This is a genomic window from Nocardia sp. NBC_00508 (assembly GCF_036346875.1).
Taxonomy (GTDB): Bacteria; Actinomycetota; Actinomycetes; order Mycobacteriales; family Mycobacteriaceae; genus Nocardia.
The window spans coordinates 3,685,051-3,701,768 of the sequence record NZ_CP107852.1 but is presented as its reverse complement, the minus strand read 5'-3'; the positions used below and the strand labels follow the sequence as shown (position 1 = coordinate 3,701,768).

Sequence of the window (16,718 nt, the reverse complement as noted above, 5' to 3'; positions counted from 1 at the left end):
AGGAGAGCGCGATGCGAATCCGATGGAACCGAGGCTGCACCCGGCCGCGCTCGGTGCGCTGGACGATCCCCGTCGTCGCGCTCGGGCTGGTTGTTGCTGGGTGCGGCACGGACAGCGTGGAGTCCGCCGAGGGACTCTCCGATGCGCTCGGCACTGCCAGCGACATCAATCCGCGGCACCCGGACGAGCTGCGTGAGGGCGGCAACCTGCGCCTGGCCACCACCTCGTTCCCCGCGAACTGGAACACGCTGTCCAATGACGGGCACGAGGGCGAGATCGGCGACATCGAGCGCCCCTTGATGCCTCGCGCATTCGACACCGACGCCGCGGGGCAGCTCACCATCAACAAGGACTACTTCACCGATATCCAGCTGACCGGCACCGACCCGCAGCAGGTCACCTACACGATCAATCCGAAGGCCGTCTGGTCCGACGGCACCCCGATCACCTGGGAGGACATCCGCTCCCAAGCCCATGCGCTCAGCGGCGCCGACAAACGCTTCCTGATCGCCATCACCAGCGGCTTCGATCGTGTGGAGAAGGTCGAGCGGGGCGTCGACGACCGGCAGGCGATCATCACGTTCAAGCAGCACTACGCAGAATGGCGTGGCCAGTTCGCGGGGAACATGGCGCTGTTCCCCCAATCGGTGACCGCCGACCCCGACGCGTTCAACCACAGCCTGGCCGACCACATGGGCCCGACGGCGGGCCCGTTCCTGGTCGAGTCCACCGATCGCACCCAGGGCCGCATCGTGCTGGCCCGCAACCCGAAGTGGTGGGGCGACAAATCGAAGCTGGACACCATCACCTACACCGTGCTCGACCGCGCGGCATGGGTGGGCGCACTGCAGAACAACGAACTCGACGCCGTGCGCCTGAACACGATCGACGACGTCAAGACCGTGCGCAATACCCCGGGACTGGTCGTGCGCCGGGCGCCGGGCAATCGCTGGCGGCACATCACGTTCAACGGCGCCCCCGGCTCCATCTTCGCCCATCCGAAACTGCGTGTAGCCATTTCGAAGGCCATCGACCGGCAGGGCATCGCCACCGCAACCCAGAACGGTCTGGTGGAGAACCCGAAGCCACTGAACAATCACGTCTTTCTGCAGGGACAGGCGGGCTATCAAGACAACAGTCTCGGCTACGACCCCGCGGCCGCGGCGAAGGAGCTCGACGATCTCGGCTGGAAGCTGGTCGGCGACGTCCGCGAGAAGGACGGCCGCAAGCTGGTCATCCGCGACGTGATGTACAACGACACCACCTGGGTGCAGATCGCGCAGATCATCCAGCAGAACCTGGCCGCGATCGGGGTGCGGCTGGAGATCGACACCAGACCGGGTGCCGCGTACTTCACGGACGTCATCCAGCCGGGCGATTTCGATGCCGCACAGTTCATCTTTTCCGGCGACGCGTTCCCACTCAGCAGCATCCCGCAGATCTACGCCTATGATCCGGACGACCTTCAGGGTAACTACGGACGCATCGGCTCACCCGAACTGAACGCCCTGATCGACCGCACTCTCTCGGAGCTGGACCCGGCGAAGGCTGTCGACCTGGCCAACCAAGTGGACCGAGCGGTCTTCGAGGAGGGCCACTCGCTGCCGCTGACCCAGTCCGAAGGAAACTTCGGTATCCGCGCCGACATCGCCAACTACGGGTCCCCCGGGCTCGCCTCATACGACTACACCAAGATCGGATTCGTGAAATGAGACCGCTTCAGCCCACCTGGAACCATCGGCGGCGGATGCGCGCCGTGACAGTTCGGACTTTGGCCGCGGGAACGGCGCTCACGATGCTCCTGGCCGGTTGCGGCTCGGGCGACAGTGCCGTGCAGACGGGTTCCAGCGCGATCGGCTCGACCAACGACATCAATCCCCGAGACCCGAGCGAAGTGCGCGACGGCGGTAACCTGCGCCTGGCCATCACCGCGTTCCCCGCGACGTTCAATGCGCACCACGTCGACTCCGACGGCGATCTCGCCGAGGTGGTCGACTGGACTCTGCCGGGACCGATCACGGCCGACGCGGCGGGCGAAATCTCGACCGACCACAACTTCTTCACCGACATCGAGCTGACCGAGACCACCCCGCAGACGGTGCGCTACACCATCAACCCCAAGGCGGTCTGGTCCGATGGCAGCCCGATCACCTGGGAAGATCTGCGCTCCCAAGCCGGGGCGCTGAGCGGGCGCAATACCGAGTACCGCGTCTCGGCGACCCAGGGCTACAGCAGGATCGCCACCGTCGAACGCGGCGCCGACGACCGTCAGGCCATCGTCACCTTCGCGCAGCACTATGCGGAGTGGCGCGGCCTGTTCAGCCAGTTGTACCCGAAGGAGTCGACCGAGACGCCGCAGGCGTTCAACGAGCGCGACCGCAACGGGCTCGCCAAGTCGGCAGGGCCGTTCGTGATCACCTCGGTAGATCGAGCGCAGCAGCGCATCGTGCTCGGTCGCAATCCGAAATGGTGGGGCGCGACACCGAAGCTGGATACCGTCACCTACAGCGTGCTCGACTACTCGGCCCGGCTCAACGCCCTGCAGAACAACGAACTCGACGCCATCGATGTCTCGGGCATCGAGGAGGTCAAGGCCGCGACCAATTCGCCCGGCATCATCGTGCGGCGCGCTTCGCGCGCGTACAACTCGCACATCACCTTCAACGGTGCGCCCGGTTCCATTCTCGCGGACCCGCGCCTGCGCGTCGCCATCGCGAAGGCCCTCGACCGTCAGGGCATCGTGACCGCGCTGCAGAACGGGATCGTGGAGAACCCCAAACCGCTGAACAATCACATCTACCTCGACGGACAGAAGGGCTACGAGGACAACTCCGCGGTGATCGCCTACAACCCGGACGAGGCGGCCCGGATGCTGGACGAACTCGGCTGGAAGCTCAACGGCGAGATCCGGGAGAAGGACGGCCGCCAGCTGGTGATCCGGGACGTGATGTTCCAACAGGACACCTGGGTGCAAATGGCGCAGATCATGCAGCAGAATCTCGCGCGCGTCGGGGTCAAGCTGGTGATCGAAACCTATCCGGGCAACGGCCTCTTCACCGACGTGATCGATCCCGGCAACTTCGACATCGCCCAGTTCAGCTGGTCGAGGAGCATTTTCCCGCTCGGCGCGCTGCCCCAGATCTACGCCTACGACCCGGCCAACCCGCTGAGCAACAAGGGACGGATCGGCTCGCCGGAACTGAACGCGCTGATCGAGCAGACCATCTCCGAGCTCGATCCCGCGAAGGCGATCGAACTGGCGAACCAGGCCGACCGGATGATCTTCGAGCTCGGACACTCGGTGCCGGTCGCGCAGTCGGCGGGCAACGTGGCCGTTCGCGCGAACGTGGCCAATTTCGGCGCCTTCGGGCTGGCCTCGCCGAACTACCTCGAGGCAGGCTTCTTGAAGTGAGGCCGTTCGGTAGGAGGTAACGAACAGGAAGGAGCGAGCCATGCGGATCCGTTCACTGACCACACGACTGGCGATCGCCGCTGTCGCGATCGGATTGGTGGCCTCCGGGTGTAGTTCGGACGACGAGGGCGCCCCCGCGGGCTCGGCCGCCGAGGTCGGCACCATCAACGACATCAATCCGCACGATGTCAGCGAGCTACGCGATGGCGGCAACCTGCGTTTGGCGATCTCGGCGTTTCCCGCGAACTGGAACAGCTTGTCCAACGACGGGAACGACGCCGAGACCGGCGGGATCGAACGGCCGATGATGCCGCGCGCGTTCCGGACCAACGCGGCGGGCGAGCTTTCGGTCAACACCGACTACTTCACCGACGTCCAGCTGACCAAAACCGCGCCGCAACAGGTGACCTACACGATCAATCCCAAGGCCGTGTGGTCCGATGGCACCCCGCTCACCTGGGAAGACATCCAGTCCCAGGCCAACGCGCTCAGCGGCGCGGACAAGGCGTTCCTGATCGCCAACAACAGCGGGTTCGATCGGGTCGAGAAGGTCGAGCGCGGCGTCGACGACCGGCAGGCGATCATCACCTTCAAGCAGCACTACGCCGAATGGCGCGGCCAGTTCGCGGGCCTCACCTTCCTGTTCCCCAAGTCCGTCACCGCCACCCCTGAGGCGTTCAACAAGAGCCTCGTCGACGGCATCGTGCTGACCGCGGGACCGTTCGTCGTGCAGTCCACCGACCGAGCACAGGGAAGGATCGTGCTCGGCCGCAATCCGAAGTGGTGGGGTGACACCCCGAAACTCGACACGATCACCTTCAGCGTGCTCGATTCCTCCGCTCAGTTGCCCGCATTGCAGAACAACGAGATCGACGCGGCCGGGCTCGGCACCCGAGACGACTCGAGCACCGCGAGGAACACCCCGGGCATCGCCATCCGCCGGGCCCCGGGCAACAGCTGGAACCACTTCACCTTCAACGGCGCACCCGGTTCCATCCTCGCCGACCAGAAGCTGCGTGTGGCCGTCTCGAAGGCGATCGACCGGCAGGGCATCGTCACCGCCATCCAGAACGGCCTGGTGGAGAACCCGAAACCGCTGAACAACCACGTGTACCTCCAGGGCCAGGCGGGCTATCAGGACAACAGCCTCGGCTTCGACCCGGCAGCCGCGGCGAAGGAACTCGACGACCTGGGCTGGAAGCTGGTCGGCAACGTCCGCGAGAAGGACGGCCGCAAACTGGAGATCCGCGACGTCATGTACCAGGACGACACCTGGGTGCAGATCGCGCAGATCATCCAGCAGAACCTCGCCGCGGTCGGCGTCGAGCTGACCATCGAAACCAAGCCGGGCAAGGGTTACTTCACCGATGTGATCCAGCCGGGCAACTTCGATGTTGCGCAGTGGACCTGGGTGGGCGACCCGTTCCCCCTCGGCAGCCTCAACCAGATCTACGGCTACAACCCGAACGACCTGCAGGGCAACTACGGCCGGATCGGGTCGCCGGAACTGAACGCGTTGATCGAGCAGACCGTGTCCGAACTCGATCCGAAGAAGGCGATGGAACTCGCGAACCAGGTCGATCGCAAGGTGTTCGAAGAAGGCCACTCGCTGCCGCTGATGCAGTCCGCGGGCAACGTCGGGGTGCGTGCCGACTTGGCCAACTACGGGGCCGCCGGGCTCGCGTCTCTGGACTACACGAAAATCGGTTTCTTGAAGTGAGTTCCGGATCGGGCCACCCGCTGGCCTATCCGCTCACGGTGACGATCGGCGCCCTCGCGGTCTGTGCCGCCTGGGCGCCGTTCGGCACGCTGGATCAGTTGGCGGCCATCGCGACTGTCGCGCTCGGCGTAATCGCATACACGGGGTATCGGCTCGGTGTCGCATTCGGGCTACTGCCCTTCCGGCGTTCGGGCTCGCCGCGGACGGTGCGCGTGACCCGCGTTCGCCAGCAGCACCGCCTGGTCAGCCGATCGTGGTTGCAGATCGCCGGAACGGGCCGCCCGCGCTGGCTTCCGGTCTACTTCGATCCGACGCTGATCACCCTCACCGAAACCGAGGCAGACCTCAGCGATCGCACGATCCACAGCGCCGACCGACGTCTCTACCCCTCCGGCCGCCTCCGCGACGTCGAACCGCCGGGCCGCTTGATCGACAACCCCAGCCGCCCCGACCCCGACGCCCCTGCACACGCCGCCAAGGCGACCCGTCTGCGCCGCCGCCTTCTACTCGACGCCCAATCCACGGTCGCCGCTCCCTTCGCCGCCCTCCTGTGGGTCTACATCGACGGCGGCTCCCTGCCCACCTTCCTCGCCGCCACGACCATCGCCGCAGCGACAACCGTCTGGCTCTCCGCCATTCGCGGCTCCGACCCCACCTGAGGTCCAACGCCACGCCGGTTCGGGGAAACTTGTTCGCTGTTGCCTTGGCGGGAGATACCGCTGTCAGTCAACATCCTCGCTGGGCATGACCCATAGTTGTTTCAGCTCCGGAACCGCGCGCTGTATGGTGACGAAGTCCGTGTCGTTATGCACAACCGTGGCATCGTGTCGCAGCGCAACGGCGGCGATGTGCACGTCCGTGGTTTGCGCCCCGCGGCCCGCGCCGATCTTCCAGAGGGCGGATCTGATCAGCGCGACTTGCTTTTCGACTTCGTCGTCGAACACCTGCCACCGGAACACCGAGCCGTACAGCTCCGTGATGAACTTCAGATCCTGGGCGTTGCGCGCGCTGAATCGCGCTTCGTCCATGGTCACCGTGCATGCGCACAGGACCCCGACGACCGCAAGTTGGTCGATCTTCCGTTTGACCACGGGCTTCGCCCAGTAGCGGGACATCACCGATTGGTCGAGCAGATAGTGGGGGCGATCGCTCGGCGCTGTCACTGGTTGTCCGCCGCGGTGACGTCAGCGAGCTCCTCCTCGGTAAGGAAGGGGTTGTGGTCCATTCGCTTCAGCCGGTTCAAGGCCGCGCGCTGTCGGTATCCCTGCACTAGTTCCGACATGGCGAGGTTGATGACGGCCTTCTTGGTGGTGAGGCCGGTCAGCCGCATAGCTTCGGCAAGGATCTCGTCCGGAATCTCTACCGTAGTCGCCATGACAACCTCCAGAATTATGAATTGCTCGTATCAATAATACCCCTGAATCGTAATATGACTCGCTGAACTAAGGCGACGCCAGGCGATTGGTCTGACCACTTGACCTCCTGACCAATCGGGCGCAAAGTAGACGCATGGCGTTGCAACCTGTGGTCAAGCGGTCGGTGTCGGCGGATGTGTTCGAGCAGATCGCGGCGGATGTGCTCAGTGGGGAGCTGGCGCCTGGAGCGACGCTGCCCAGCGAGCGGCAGTTGGCGGAGGCCCTGGGAGTCTCGCGGCCCGCGGTGCGGGAGGCGCTGCAGCGGCTGGCGGCGGCCGGGCTGGTGTCCGTGCGGCAGGGGGACGCGACCACCGTGCTGGACTATCGGCGCGGGGCGGGGCTCGAGGTCCTGCCCAGGCTGCTCGTGCAGGCCGGGGAATTGGAGCCCGCCGTCGCCCGCAGCATTTTGGAGGCACGGCTGCACAACGGGCCGAAGGTTGCGGAGCTGGCGGCACGCCGGATCGGCACCACCGGCGCCGACGAGGTCCGCGCGCTACTCGACGCCTCTGTCGAAGCGCTTGCCGCCGAACAGGATCCGATCGCACAGCAACGGCATGCGATGGAGTTCTGGGATCACGTCGTGGACGCGGCCGATTCGATCGTGTTCCGGTTGATGTTCAACATGTTGCGCGCCGCCTATGAACCGGCGCTCGCGGCGCTGGCCCCGATCATGTCCGCCGAGGTGGGCAACGTCGGGGCATACCGCGAACTGGCCGCCGCCATCGTGGCGGGAAGGCCGCAGAAGGCCGCCACCACCGCTCGGGCGCTACTCGAGCCGGCGACCACCGCATTGATCGAGGTCCTCGGCGGACCCTGAGCACGCATCACCTAGGAACAACAATGACGAAATCCAAGGCATCCGAACCGGATACGGCCGACGCGGAGGCGCGGGCGAAGGTCCGCCGAGACGAGCGGGCGCTGCGCCGCGGACTGTCTCTCGGCCAAGCGTTCCGCGAATTCCTCCGGCATCCCTCGCCGTGGATGATCGCGACCACGCTGGTGGTCGCGGTGATCGGCCGGATCGTCGCCGGCGACTGGCAACCGTCCGACCTGCTCGTGCCCGCCGTGATGCTGGCGGTCTTCCCGGTCTTCGAGTGGATCGTGCACGTCACCGTGCTGCACTGGCGGCCGCGGCGGCTCGGCCCGATCGCCCTCGACAGCGAGCTCGCGCGCAAACACCGCGAACACCATGTGGATCCGCGCAATATCCCGCTGATCTTCATCCCGACGAAAACTCTATCGGTGCTGGTCGTCGTACTGATCGCCCTGGCCGCGTTCGCCTTCCCGCGGCTCGGCCTCGGCCTGACCTTCCTGATCACCATCACGCTGCTCGGGCTCGGTTACGAGTGGACGCACTATCTGGTCCACACCGACTACAAACCGAAAGGCTCGCTCTACCGCGCGGTCTGGCGCAACCACCGCCACCACCACTACAAGAACGAGCACTACTGGTTCACCGTCACCACCTCCGGCACCGCTGATCGCCTCTTCGGCACCTACCCCGACCCGGCGACGACGGAGAGCTCCCCCACCGCCCGCAACCTGCACTCGGCCTGACCCCGACAGCAGCCGTCCTGCGGCGAATAGCGGGACGGCAGCTACTGGTCGGCACCGCATCGCGCGTAGATGGTTGTGGCCGGTACGCGAATCACCCCGCCGAGAACACCGGTGGGCGATAGCACGGGCGGCTGCGTCCGGAGTCCGCTCACGCAGGGCGGTGGATGGCGCCGACGGAGTTCCCGCACACACCTAAAGGACGGCCAGATCGCGATCGAGGACGGCTCCTGCACGTCAAGGTGCGGCATCGGCCGACGTTCAGGTCGTCTCGGCCTCCGCGGTCGCTGTGGTCACCTACCCGGCCCGATCCTGATCTCCAACACTGAACCCGGTCCGCGCGCGGACCGGGTTTTGTCGTGTGCTCCGGACCACACTTGACGGATTCATACCCTAGGGGGGTAGGGTAGATCAGGAGAACGACGCAACCGAAGAGGAGATCGACCATGAGCACCGCCACCACCGTGACCGTCACCGGGATGACCTGCGGCGGCTGCGCCGCCTCGGTCCGGGACGAGATCAGCAGCGTCTCCGGCGTCGGCTCCGTCGCCGTCGACCTCGCCAGCGGCCGGGTTACCGTCGAGAGCGCTGGCCCGGTCGAGCGCGCCGAACTCTCGGCCGCGATAGCCCGAGCGGGCTACGCGGTCGCCGACTGAGCACCGAAACGGAGCGCTGGCGATGAACGCATCCATAAAGTTCGGCGGTTTCGCCCTCGGCCTCGCGGCGGTCTTCGCGATCGCCCTCGCGACCGGCGCGGTCATCGGACCCGATCCCGCCGAGCCCACCGCACACAACTCGGGACCACACGACGGACCCGCCGAACCGAGCGAGGCCCACTCAGAAGCACTACCTGGAGGAATGATGGCGACCGACCGCGGATACACTCTGCGGCTCGACACCGCACAGGCCGCACCGGCAGCGAACGTGCCGCTTCGCTTTCGCGTCCTGGACCAGAACGGGACGGCCGTCACTCACTATGTACGCAGCCACGACAAGGATCTGCATTTGATCGTCGTGCGCCGCGACATGGTCGCCTTCCAGCACGTGCACCCGGTGCTGGGCGGAGACGGAATCTGGAGCGTCCCACTCGATCTCACCCGCGCGGGCGACTACCGGGTGTTCGCCGACTTCACCCCGGAGGGCGGCGACAACCTGACCCTGGGCGCGGATCTGCGGGTGGCGGGCAAGTACGACCCGCAACAACTCCCGGCCGCAACCACCACCGCCACGGTCGGCGAGTACACCGTGACGCTGGACGGCGTCGTCGTCCCCGGCCGGCCTTCGTCGGTGACCCTGTCGGTGCGCCGCGGCGGCAAGCCGGTCACCGACCTACAGCCCTAACTCGGGGCCTACGGCCACCTGGTGGCACTGCGCGCCGCAGACCTCGGGTACCTGCACGTCCACCCGGAGGGTCACCCCGGTGACGGCGTGACTCCGGCCGGACCGGGCATCACCTTCGCCCTCACGGCGCCGAGCGCGGGCGACTACCGCCTGTTCCTCGACTTCCAGCACGAGGACGTGGTCCGCACCGCCGAGTTCACCCTGACCGTTGCCAAGGGCACCCCCGCCGCAGCCACCACCATCCGCACCGAACACACTGGTCACCAGCCGGTGCCGGGCGGCCACACCCACTGACTCGTCGATCCACACCGCCCGCACAGAACGGAGCACCCACGATGACCACCGCGACACAACCACCGCCCTCCGGGCTGGTAGAGCTGGTGATCGGTGGCATGACCTGCGCGTCCTGCGCCGCCCGCATCGAGAAGAAGCTGAACAAGCTCGACGGCGTCACCGCAACGGTGAACTACGCCACCGAGAAGGCGCGGGTCGAGGTCAGCGGCGACGTCTCGCCGGACGACCTGATCGCCACCGTCGAGCAGGCCGGTTACACCGCGGCGCTGCCCGCCCTGCCGAAACCGCAGGAAACCGCACCCACCGAGGATGATCCGGCGGCCGCGTTACGCACCCGCTTGCTGGTCTCGCTGGTGCTGTCGGTGCCGGTAGTCGCCATGGCGATGATCCCGGCTTTGCAGTTCACCCATTGGCAGTGGCTCTCGTTGACCCTCGCCGCGCCGGTCGTGGTGTGGGGCGCGCTGCCGTTCCACCGTGCGGCGTGGACCAACCTGCGCCACGGCACCGCGACCATGGACACCCTGGTGTCGATGGGGACGCTCGCCGCGCTGGGCTGGTCGCTGTACGCGCTGTTCTGGGGGACCGCGGGTATCCCGGGAATGACCCACCCGTTCGAGTTCACCATTTCTCGGATGGACGGCACCGGCAGCATCTACCTGGAGGCCGCGGCCGGCGTCACCACGTTCATCCTGGCCGGGCGCTTCTTCGAGGCACGCGCCAAGCGGCGCGCGGGTGCGGCACTGCGTGCCCTGCTCGAGCTGGGCGCGAAAGAGGTCTCGGTGCTGCTGCCCCGTGCCAGCGACGGGCCCGGCGGAGGCAGCGTGCGCAACCACGCAGGGCCCCGGGAGCACGGCAGTGGATACAGCGGGGCTGAGCGGCGGATTCCGGTGGAACAGCTGATCGTCGGTGATCGGTTCGTGGTGCGCCCGGGTGAGAAGATCGCCACCGACGGCGTCGTGGTGGAGGGCGCCTCGGCCGTCGACGCCTCGATGCTCACCGGCGAGTCGGTGCCGGTGGAGGTCGGTCCCGATGACGCGGTGGTCGGCGCCACCGTGAACGTCGGCGGCCGGATCGTGGTGCGCGCCACGCGGATCGGGTCCGATACCCAGCTGGCGCAGATGGCGCAGTTGGTCGAAGAAGCGCAGACCGGTAAGGCGCAGGCCCAGCGGCTGGCCGATCGAATCTCCGGCATCTTCGTGCCGATCGTGATCGCGTTGTCGGTCGCGACGCTCGGATTCTGGCTCGGCACCGGCGGATCCGTAGCGGCCGCGTTCACCGCCGCGGTGGCGGTGCTGATCATCGCCTGCCCGTGCGCGCTCGGGCTGGCCACGCCGACCGCGCTGATGGTCGGCACGGGGCGCGGCGCACAGCTGGGCATCTTGATCAAAGGCCCCGAGGTGCTGGAATCGACTCGGCGGGCGGACACGGTGGTGCTGGACAAGACCGGCACCATCACCACGGGCCGGATGACCCTGCTCGACGTCATACCCGCCGCGGGCGAGCAGGTCTCGAGGATCTTGGAACTGGCTGGAGCGCTGGAGGATTCGTCCGAGCACCCGATCGCGCAGGCCATCGCCAAGGGCGCCCGTGAGCGGGTGGGCGAGCTGAAGCCCGTCGAGGACTTCGCGAACCTCGAGGGCCTCGGCGTACAGGGTGTGGTGGACGGTCACGCCGTGGTGGTCGGCCGGGCCCGGCTCCTCGCCGACTGGTCACAGCACTTGGACGACGACCTGACGCGGGCGATGCGGGCGGCCGAGACCGAGGGCAAGACTGCCGTCGCCGTGGGCTGGGACGGCGCGGCGCGCGGCGTGCTGGTGGTCGCGGATGCGGTGAAACCGACCTCCGCCGAAGCGATTTCCCAGCTGCGCGCACTCGGCCTCACCCCGATCATGCTGACCGGCGACAACCAGGCCGCCGCGGAAGCGATCGCCGCGCAGGTGGGCATCGACGAGGTGATCGCCGAGGTGCTGCCGCAGGACAAAGTGAACACCGTCAAGCGCTTACAAGTCGAGGGCAAGGTGGTCGCCATGGTGGGCGACGGCGTGAACGACGCCGCGGCGCTGGCCCAGGCCGACCTCGGCCTGGCCATGGGCACCGGCACCGACGTGGCCATCGAGGCGAGCGATCTGACCCTGGTCCGCGGCGACCTGCGGGCGGCGGCGGACGCGATCCGGCTCTCACGCCGGACACTCGCGACCATCAAGGGCAATCTGTTCTGGGCGTTCGCCTACAACGTGGCCGCGATCCCACTGGCCATGGCGGGCCTGCTGAATCCGATGCTCGCGGGCGCCGCCATGGCGTTCTCCTCCGTCTTCGTGGTCAGCAACAGCCTGCGCTTGCGGAGCTTCCGCTCGACGGCGCGATAACAGAAACACCGGACGGGACCGCACACGGAGTGCCGTCCCGTCCGGGTATCGCCAGGCGGCTTTCGCGTCAGCGCATATGCGTATAACGGCATTGGTGAGAGTACTCCCGGCGCAACGGAATCCGAAATGGAAGAGCTCAGCCCCGAAGGGTGGTCACGGTGACGAGCGAGGGTTGGATGAACATCCCGTACACCTCGATCGACACCCCGCCCGTCGGGGATTCGCTTGCCCACCGGGCGTGCTCGGTGATCCCCGCTCCGAGCATCGCTTTCGCTCCGGGCGACCAGGCGACGGCGACCTGGCTCAGCGCCGGTCCGAGGTTCAGGTTCGCGATCGCGGCGGACTCACCGTGGTCGAAGTAGACCTCGGTCCCACCCGGGAACGGGTTCACCGCCACCGCGGACGCGCTCGCACTACCGAACGCCGCGGCCGAACCTCCCGCTACGAGCGCTACCACGACCGACATGACCCGACGACGCATGCGAATCCCCTTTGTGTCAGCGGACTGGCCACCTGCCAGTCATGCCACCCTTGCCCAGCGCCTACCGTTCGGCAATTCGATGTGATGTCAATCACATTTATGGGCGGGTGGTCGACGCGCTCGTTCCGGCCACGAAAGCGCTCGCATGATCGGCTGCCCATTCGGCGTAAGTGCGGGCCCGCCCGAGGATCTCGGCCACCTCACCGGTGATGATCGCGTTGCCTCCCGCACGCACGTAGGCCTGACCCGCCAGCGCCCCGTCCGCGTACTCGGCCGACATTCCGGACGCGAGCATGTATTCGCGCGCTTCGGCTTCCGCGATGTCGATGACCTCGACCGGATGGCCGACGAGGGCGGCCATAGTGGCGGCCAGGTCGTGGGTAGTGCGCAGCTCTGGCCCGGTGAGGTTGTAGACCCGGCCCGCGTGGCCGGCGGACACCAGCACCTCGACAGCGACCGCGGAGACATCGCGGGGATCGATGACACCCTGGGCGGCGTCGGCGGTCATATTCGGCACCGGCTTTCCGGAGCGGATGGCCTCGGCCCAGCTCAGCGTGTTGGAGGCAAAGGAACTCGGCCGCAGGATGGTCCACTCGACGCCACTCTCGCGCGCGGCCTGCTCACCGGGCAGATGCCAGGTTCCGACGCGGCCCAGCTCGGTATCCCCGGTGCCGATGGCGGAAAGCTTGACGATGCGGCCCACACCCGCGTCGCGCGCCGTGGCGACCAGCGCGCGGTCGGCCTCCACATATTCCGGGCCGAGGACGCCGACGATGAACGCGGCGTCCGCGCCGCTCATCGCTGCCGCCATGGACGGCAGATCGGTGTAGTCGCCCCGCACCACCTCGACGCCCGCGGGGACTTCGGCGCGACCCGGGTCCCTGGTGACGGCGCGAACCGGCACGCCACGGTCGGCGAGCTGACGGACGATTTCACTTCCGATGGTGCCGGTGGCACCGGTGATCACGATCATGTGGACCACCGTGCCGCGTGTCAGCGCAGGTCTGCTAGGAAATTTCGGCACGCCCGGCGGGACACGGACTGCCTACAGTGGATGCGGTGACCACCATGCTGCGCCCGCCTCGCGTAACGACCGACCTGGTCGAATCGTCCGAGCTCGCGCCGGAGTCGCTGCGGCCGTGGCTGTCCGAACTCGGCCGGATCCCGACCGTGCTCGACCTGTCCGAACCGTTCGCACACGTTCCGCAGACGTCGACCACCATCGTGCTGCGCGCCGAACACGACGGCCCGCGCGATGCACTCGTGCTCGGGCCGCAGACCAAGGCGATCTACTCGCGGGCGAACAAACCGGCGGGCTGCGTCCGCCTGCGCCTGGCGCCCGGGGCCATCCCCTCGCTGCTCGGCGTCCCGGCCGCGGACCTCACCAATAGGGTCGTGCGGCTGGCGGATCTACCCGGCCCGGCCGCCCACCTCGCCACCGAGTTGGTCGAACTCGAACCCGACGAGGTAGTTCCCTATCTCGCGGACGAGCTGCCGCGCCACGCCGCCGACGATCCGGCCCAGCGCGCGTACCGCCGCCTGCTCGCCGCAGCGGTGGCCGCCATCGCCGACGACGACCCCGTTCCCGTCCCCGAGCTCGCCGCGCGACTGTCGGTCAGCGAACGCCAACTCCGCAACCTCTTCACCAGCGGAATCGGCGTCTCCCCCAAGCATTTCGCGCGCATTGATCGAGTCCGCAAGGTCTTGTCCCAGGCCAGAGACACCCCGTGGGCCGACATCGCGGCCGCCACCGGCTACTACGACCAATCCCACATGGCGGCCGACTTCCGCAGCCTGATGGGCGTTCCACCCACGTCATTTCTCCGAGGTGACGTACCGGCCGCTACCCCCTGCAGCAGCCCTGTTGGCTCCTGAGTACCGAAAGCCCACTTGCTCAACGATCTCGGTTCTCCGGAGGCTCGATCGGCTCCATGTACAACCGTTCGCATGGGAGCCGAGGCAGACCCTCGGCCCCATCGGGCAAGATCTCTACCGCGTCCGGGTAGTGGACGCGCCGCCACTCCTGGGCGAATGTCATCGCGGCTGTGCAGCACGCGGCGAACTCCAGCCGAAGCCCGTGCCAGAACACACTGAGGCGGACATCCGGCCCTGACGGATCCGGGGATGAATCGCCGCTCATCACACACCTGATCTCAGCGTCGAAATCTGGTTGTCCGACATATGGCATCACCCCTGAGCCCGGCGATTGGGCGGAATCTGGTCCGCCCATGCCCGAATGGCTTCGACCACAACTTGCCCAGAAGGGCGAAAGCTATTGCGCGGCGGCTCTATCCAGCAACGAATCGAGCCGACCGATGCAGTGGGAGACGGCAGCGCGATGGTCGCACCTTCCCGGCAAACCGATACGTCCAGCCGGAACAACTCGGCGAACAGCGGCACATCGTCGGGCAAATCGGGCCGGATGAGAAAGGACCATCGGCCCGAACGCGGATGTCCCACAATAGGTCCTAGCGGAACGCCTCGACTCTGCATGTGCGCTTTCACCGCCTGCCCCAGCCGAGTAGGCATCGTCATCGCCCACACCGATCCGGCTCGCAGCACGATCCGCCCGAGTTCAGGAGGATCGACCACCGCGGGCAGGTCACACTGCCGCCGATAGAACAGACACCGCGACCGCGGCGTGTCACCACAGGCTTCCATCCGTAACCCCCACTCTCACATCGAAAGACGGTTGAGGTGCGCCCGGCCCCGATGGAGAGTGCATCATCAGGACGGGATGGGCGGGCGGAGTTTGAGCTTCCCTACCGGGCGCGATCCCAGCGTTGATCAGGCGCGAGGCCGTTCCAACTACGTTTCCAGGACGTTTGGGACGTTTGCACGTTAAGGTTCGGACTGTCCCCCCTGCCATCGGAGGTAGTACGGTGAATGAAGCCCTCCGGCAAGCGATGGCGAAAGCCGGTGTCACAGGCCAACAACTTGCCGAAAAATGCGATGTCGATGTCAAGACAGTTAATCGGTGGGTGTCGAACCCTACGCGCATCCCTCATGCGCGGCACCGGTGGATGGTATGCAAAGCCCTAGGAGTAGAGGAGGCTGATTTGTGGCCTTCAGCAGTACGAGTGACACTCAAGACCGGACCTGACCGTGAAATTGTTCAAGTATTCCCCTATCGTTCGGCGGCTCCGGCATCGTTGTGGCGGACATTGGTTTCCAACGCCCGACGTGAACTCACTTTCGCGGGGTACACTAATTATTTTCTCTGGCTGGAACATGCAAACTTCGGAAATATCCTGAAAAGGAAAGCAGCGAACGGATGCCGAGTTCGATTCTTGATAGGAGACCCGAAGAGCGAGACCACCCGCGAAAGAGAGAGTGAAGAAAACGTTCCACTGACCCTGTCTACGCGCATCGCCGTTACCACTGGCGAACTACAGAAGCTGCGGGGGCTCGGCAACCTCGAAGCTAGATTCGAGACAGGCCATGTCAACTTGTCGGTATTCCGTTTCGACAACGACATGATCGTTACTCCCATCCTGGCTAGAAGGGTGGGCCACGATTCCCCGATGCTGCATATCCGCCGCGAACAGAACGACGGAATGTTCGATCGGTTCAATGACCACGTCGAAGAGCTATGGTCGCGTGGTGTCAGTATCTGGGAGGATGGGCATCATGGGACGACGTGACTACGAGAACGACCCGAACGCACCGCAGCCGAATAGCCTGGTACCGGCTGCCTCGGTAGTGGTAGTGAATGTGGCCGGACAAATCCTGCTACAACGGAGAACCGATAACGGAATGTGGGCCCTGCCGGGCGGCAAGATGGAATTAGGTGAGTCACTCGCCGATTGCGGTATACGTGAAACGAAAGAAGAGACCGGAATAGATATCCAGATAACGGGTATCATCGGTACTTACACAAACCCCCGCCATGTCTTCGCGTACGATGACGGTGAAGTCAGACAAGAATTCTCGATCTGCCTCCTCGGAAAGGCGGTCGGCGGAGAACTCAGCGTCTCCGACGAGTCTCATGAGGTTGCATGGTTCTCTTCGGCCGAGATCGACTCGCTGCCGATGGTCAACAGCATTCGACGCCGCGTAAACGATTGGCTTTCGGGAAAGTACCCCGTAATCAGATAGGGCAGCGTATACCGTTGCGCCGAGGCCGACGCGTTGG

At 66.2% G+C, this 16,718-nt stretch carries 15 protein-coding genes and 1 pseudogene; 12 read left to right on the top strand and 4 right to left on the bottom strand.

The genetic code is table 11. From position 1 onward, the window contains the following. The first annotated feature begins 11 nt into the window (after window positions 1–11). From OHA40_RS16350 to OHA40_RS16335, 4 genes are read left to right on the top strand one after another with little or no spacing between them, the layout of a single operon-like run. Complete coding sequence (locus OHA40_RS16350; RefSeq protein ID WP_330233889.1) at window positions 12–1,712, top strand: ABC transporter family substrate-binding protein; 1,701 nt, start codon at window positions 12–14, stop codon at window positions 1,710–1,712. A 35-nt stretch (window positions 1,713–1,747) separates the two neighbouring features. Beyond that, window positions 1,748–3,412, top strand: a complete 1,665-nt coding sequence (locus OHA40_RS16345; protein WP_330234207.1) for an ABC transporter family substrate-binding protein — start codon at window positions 1,748–1,750, stop codon at window positions 3,410–3,412. Window positions 3,413–3,452: 40 nt separating this feature from the next. Beyond that, entirely contained in the window at window positions 3,453–5,132 is a 1,680-nt protein-coding gene (locus OHA40_RS16340; RefSeq protein WP_330233888.1) for an ABC transporter family substrate-binding protein, read from the top strand. After that, window positions 5,129–5,791 (top strand): hypothetical protein, encoded by a 663-nt coding sequence (locus tag OHA40_RS16335; RefSeq protein ID WP_330233887.1) that lies wholly within the window; start codon window positions 5,129–5,131, stop codon window positions 5,789–5,791. The genes OHA40_RS16340 and OHA40_RS16335 overlap by 4 nt, the downstream gene beginning before the upstream one ends. Window positions 5,792–5,854: 63 nt before the next feature. On the opposite strand, the gene OHA40_RS16330 is transcribed toward OHA40_RS16335, so the two are convergent. Both OHA40_RS16330 and OHA40_RS16325 read right to left on the bottom strand, forming a co-directional pair. Then, window positions 5,855–6,295, bottom strand: a complete 441-nt coding sequence (locus OHA40_RS16330; RefSeq protein ID WP_330233886.1) for a PIN domain-containing protein — start codon at window positions 6,293–6,295, stop codon at window positions 5,855–5,857. Then, a complete protein-coding gene (locus tag OHA40_RS16325) occupies window positions 6,292–6,507 on the bottom strand; it encodes a type II toxin-antitoxin system VapB family antitoxin (protein WP_330233885.1) in 216 nt (71 codons plus the stop codon). Before OHA40_RS16325 ends, OHA40_RS16330 begins: the two co-directional genes overlap by 4 nt. A 134-nt stretch (window positions 6,508–6,641) precedes the next feature. On the opposite strand from OHA40_RS16325, the gene OHA40_RS16320 reads away from it, so the two are divergent. The 5 genes and pseudogenes from OHA40_RS16320 (at window position 6,642) to OHA40_RS16300 (ending at window position 12,102) form a co-directional block, all read left to right on the top strand. After that, on the top strand, window positions 6,642–7,364 hold the full coding sequence (locus tag OHA40_RS16320; protein ID WP_330233884.1) for a FadR/GntR family transcriptional regulator: 723 nt from the start codon (window positions 6,642–6,644) through the stop codon (window positions 7,362–7,364). Window positions 7,365–7,387: 23 nt separating this feature from the next. Beyond that, a complete protein-coding gene (locus tag OHA40_RS16315; protein WP_442944014.1) occupies window positions 7,388–8,104 on the top strand; it encodes a sterol desaturase family protein in 717 nt (238 codons plus the stop codon). Between the two features lie 443 nt (window positions 8,105–8,547). After that, the gene (locus tag OHA40_RS16310) at window positions 8,548–8,757 is read left to right on the top strand and encodes a heavy-metal-associated domain-containing protein (RefSeq protein ID WP_330233883.1); all 210 of its coding nucleotides are present in this window, start codon (window positions 8,548–8,550) and stop codon (window positions 8,755–8,757) included. 22 nt (window positions 8,758–8,779) lie between these two features. Then, window positions 8,780–9,736, top strand: a pseudogene (locus OHA40_RS16305) (hypothetical protein). A 41-nt stretch (window positions 9,737–9,777) separates the two neighbouring features. Then, on the top strand, window positions 9,778–12,102 hold the full coding sequence (locus OHA40_RS16300; protein WP_330233882.1) for a heavy metal translocating P-type ATPase: 2,325 nt from the start codon (window positions 9,778–9,780) through the stop codon (window positions 12,100–12,102). A gap of 136 nt (window positions 12,103–12,238) precedes the next feature. Here OHA40_RS16300 and OHA40_RS16295 read toward each other — a convergent pair whose 3' ends face one another. Continuing rightward, window positions 12,239–12,583, bottom strand: a complete 345-nt coding sequence (locus OHA40_RS16295) for a hypothetical protein (RefSeq protein WP_330233881.1) — start codon at window positions 12,581–12,583, stop codon at window positions 12,239–12,241. Between the two features lie 97 nt (window positions 12,584–12,680). Then, a complete protein-coding gene (locus OHA40_RS16290) occupies window positions 12,681–13,556 on the bottom strand; it encodes an NAD(P)H-binding protein (protein ID WP_330233880.1) in 876 nt (291 codons plus the stop codon). Between the two features lie 95 nt (window positions 13,557–13,651). Between OHA40_RS16290 and OHA40_RS16285 the strand changes: the two genes are divergently transcribed. The 3 genes from OHA40_RS16285 (at window position 13,652) to OHA40_RS16275 (ending at window position 16,681) form a co-directional block, all read left to right on the top strand. After that, a complete protein-coding gene (locus tag OHA40_RS16285) occupies window positions 13,652–14,458 on the top strand; it encodes an AraC family transcriptional regulator (RefSeq protein ID WP_330234205.1) in 807 nt (268 codons plus the stop codon). 1,007 nt (window positions 14,459–15,465) lie between these two features. After that, window positions 15,466–16,227, top strand: coding sequence for a helix-turn-helix domain-containing protein (locus OHA40_RS16280; protein ID WP_330233879.1), 762 nt, complete (start codon window positions 15,466–15,468; stop codon window positions 16,225–16,227). Further along, a complete protein-coding gene (locus OHA40_RS16275) occupies window positions 16,214–16,681 on the top strand; it encodes an NUDIX hydrolase (RefSeq protein WP_330233878.1) in 468 nt (155 codons plus the stop codon). The genes OHA40_RS16280 and OHA40_RS16275 overlap by 14 nt, the downstream gene beginning before the upstream one ends. The last annotated feature ends 37 nt before the right edge of the window (window positions 16,682–16,718 follow it).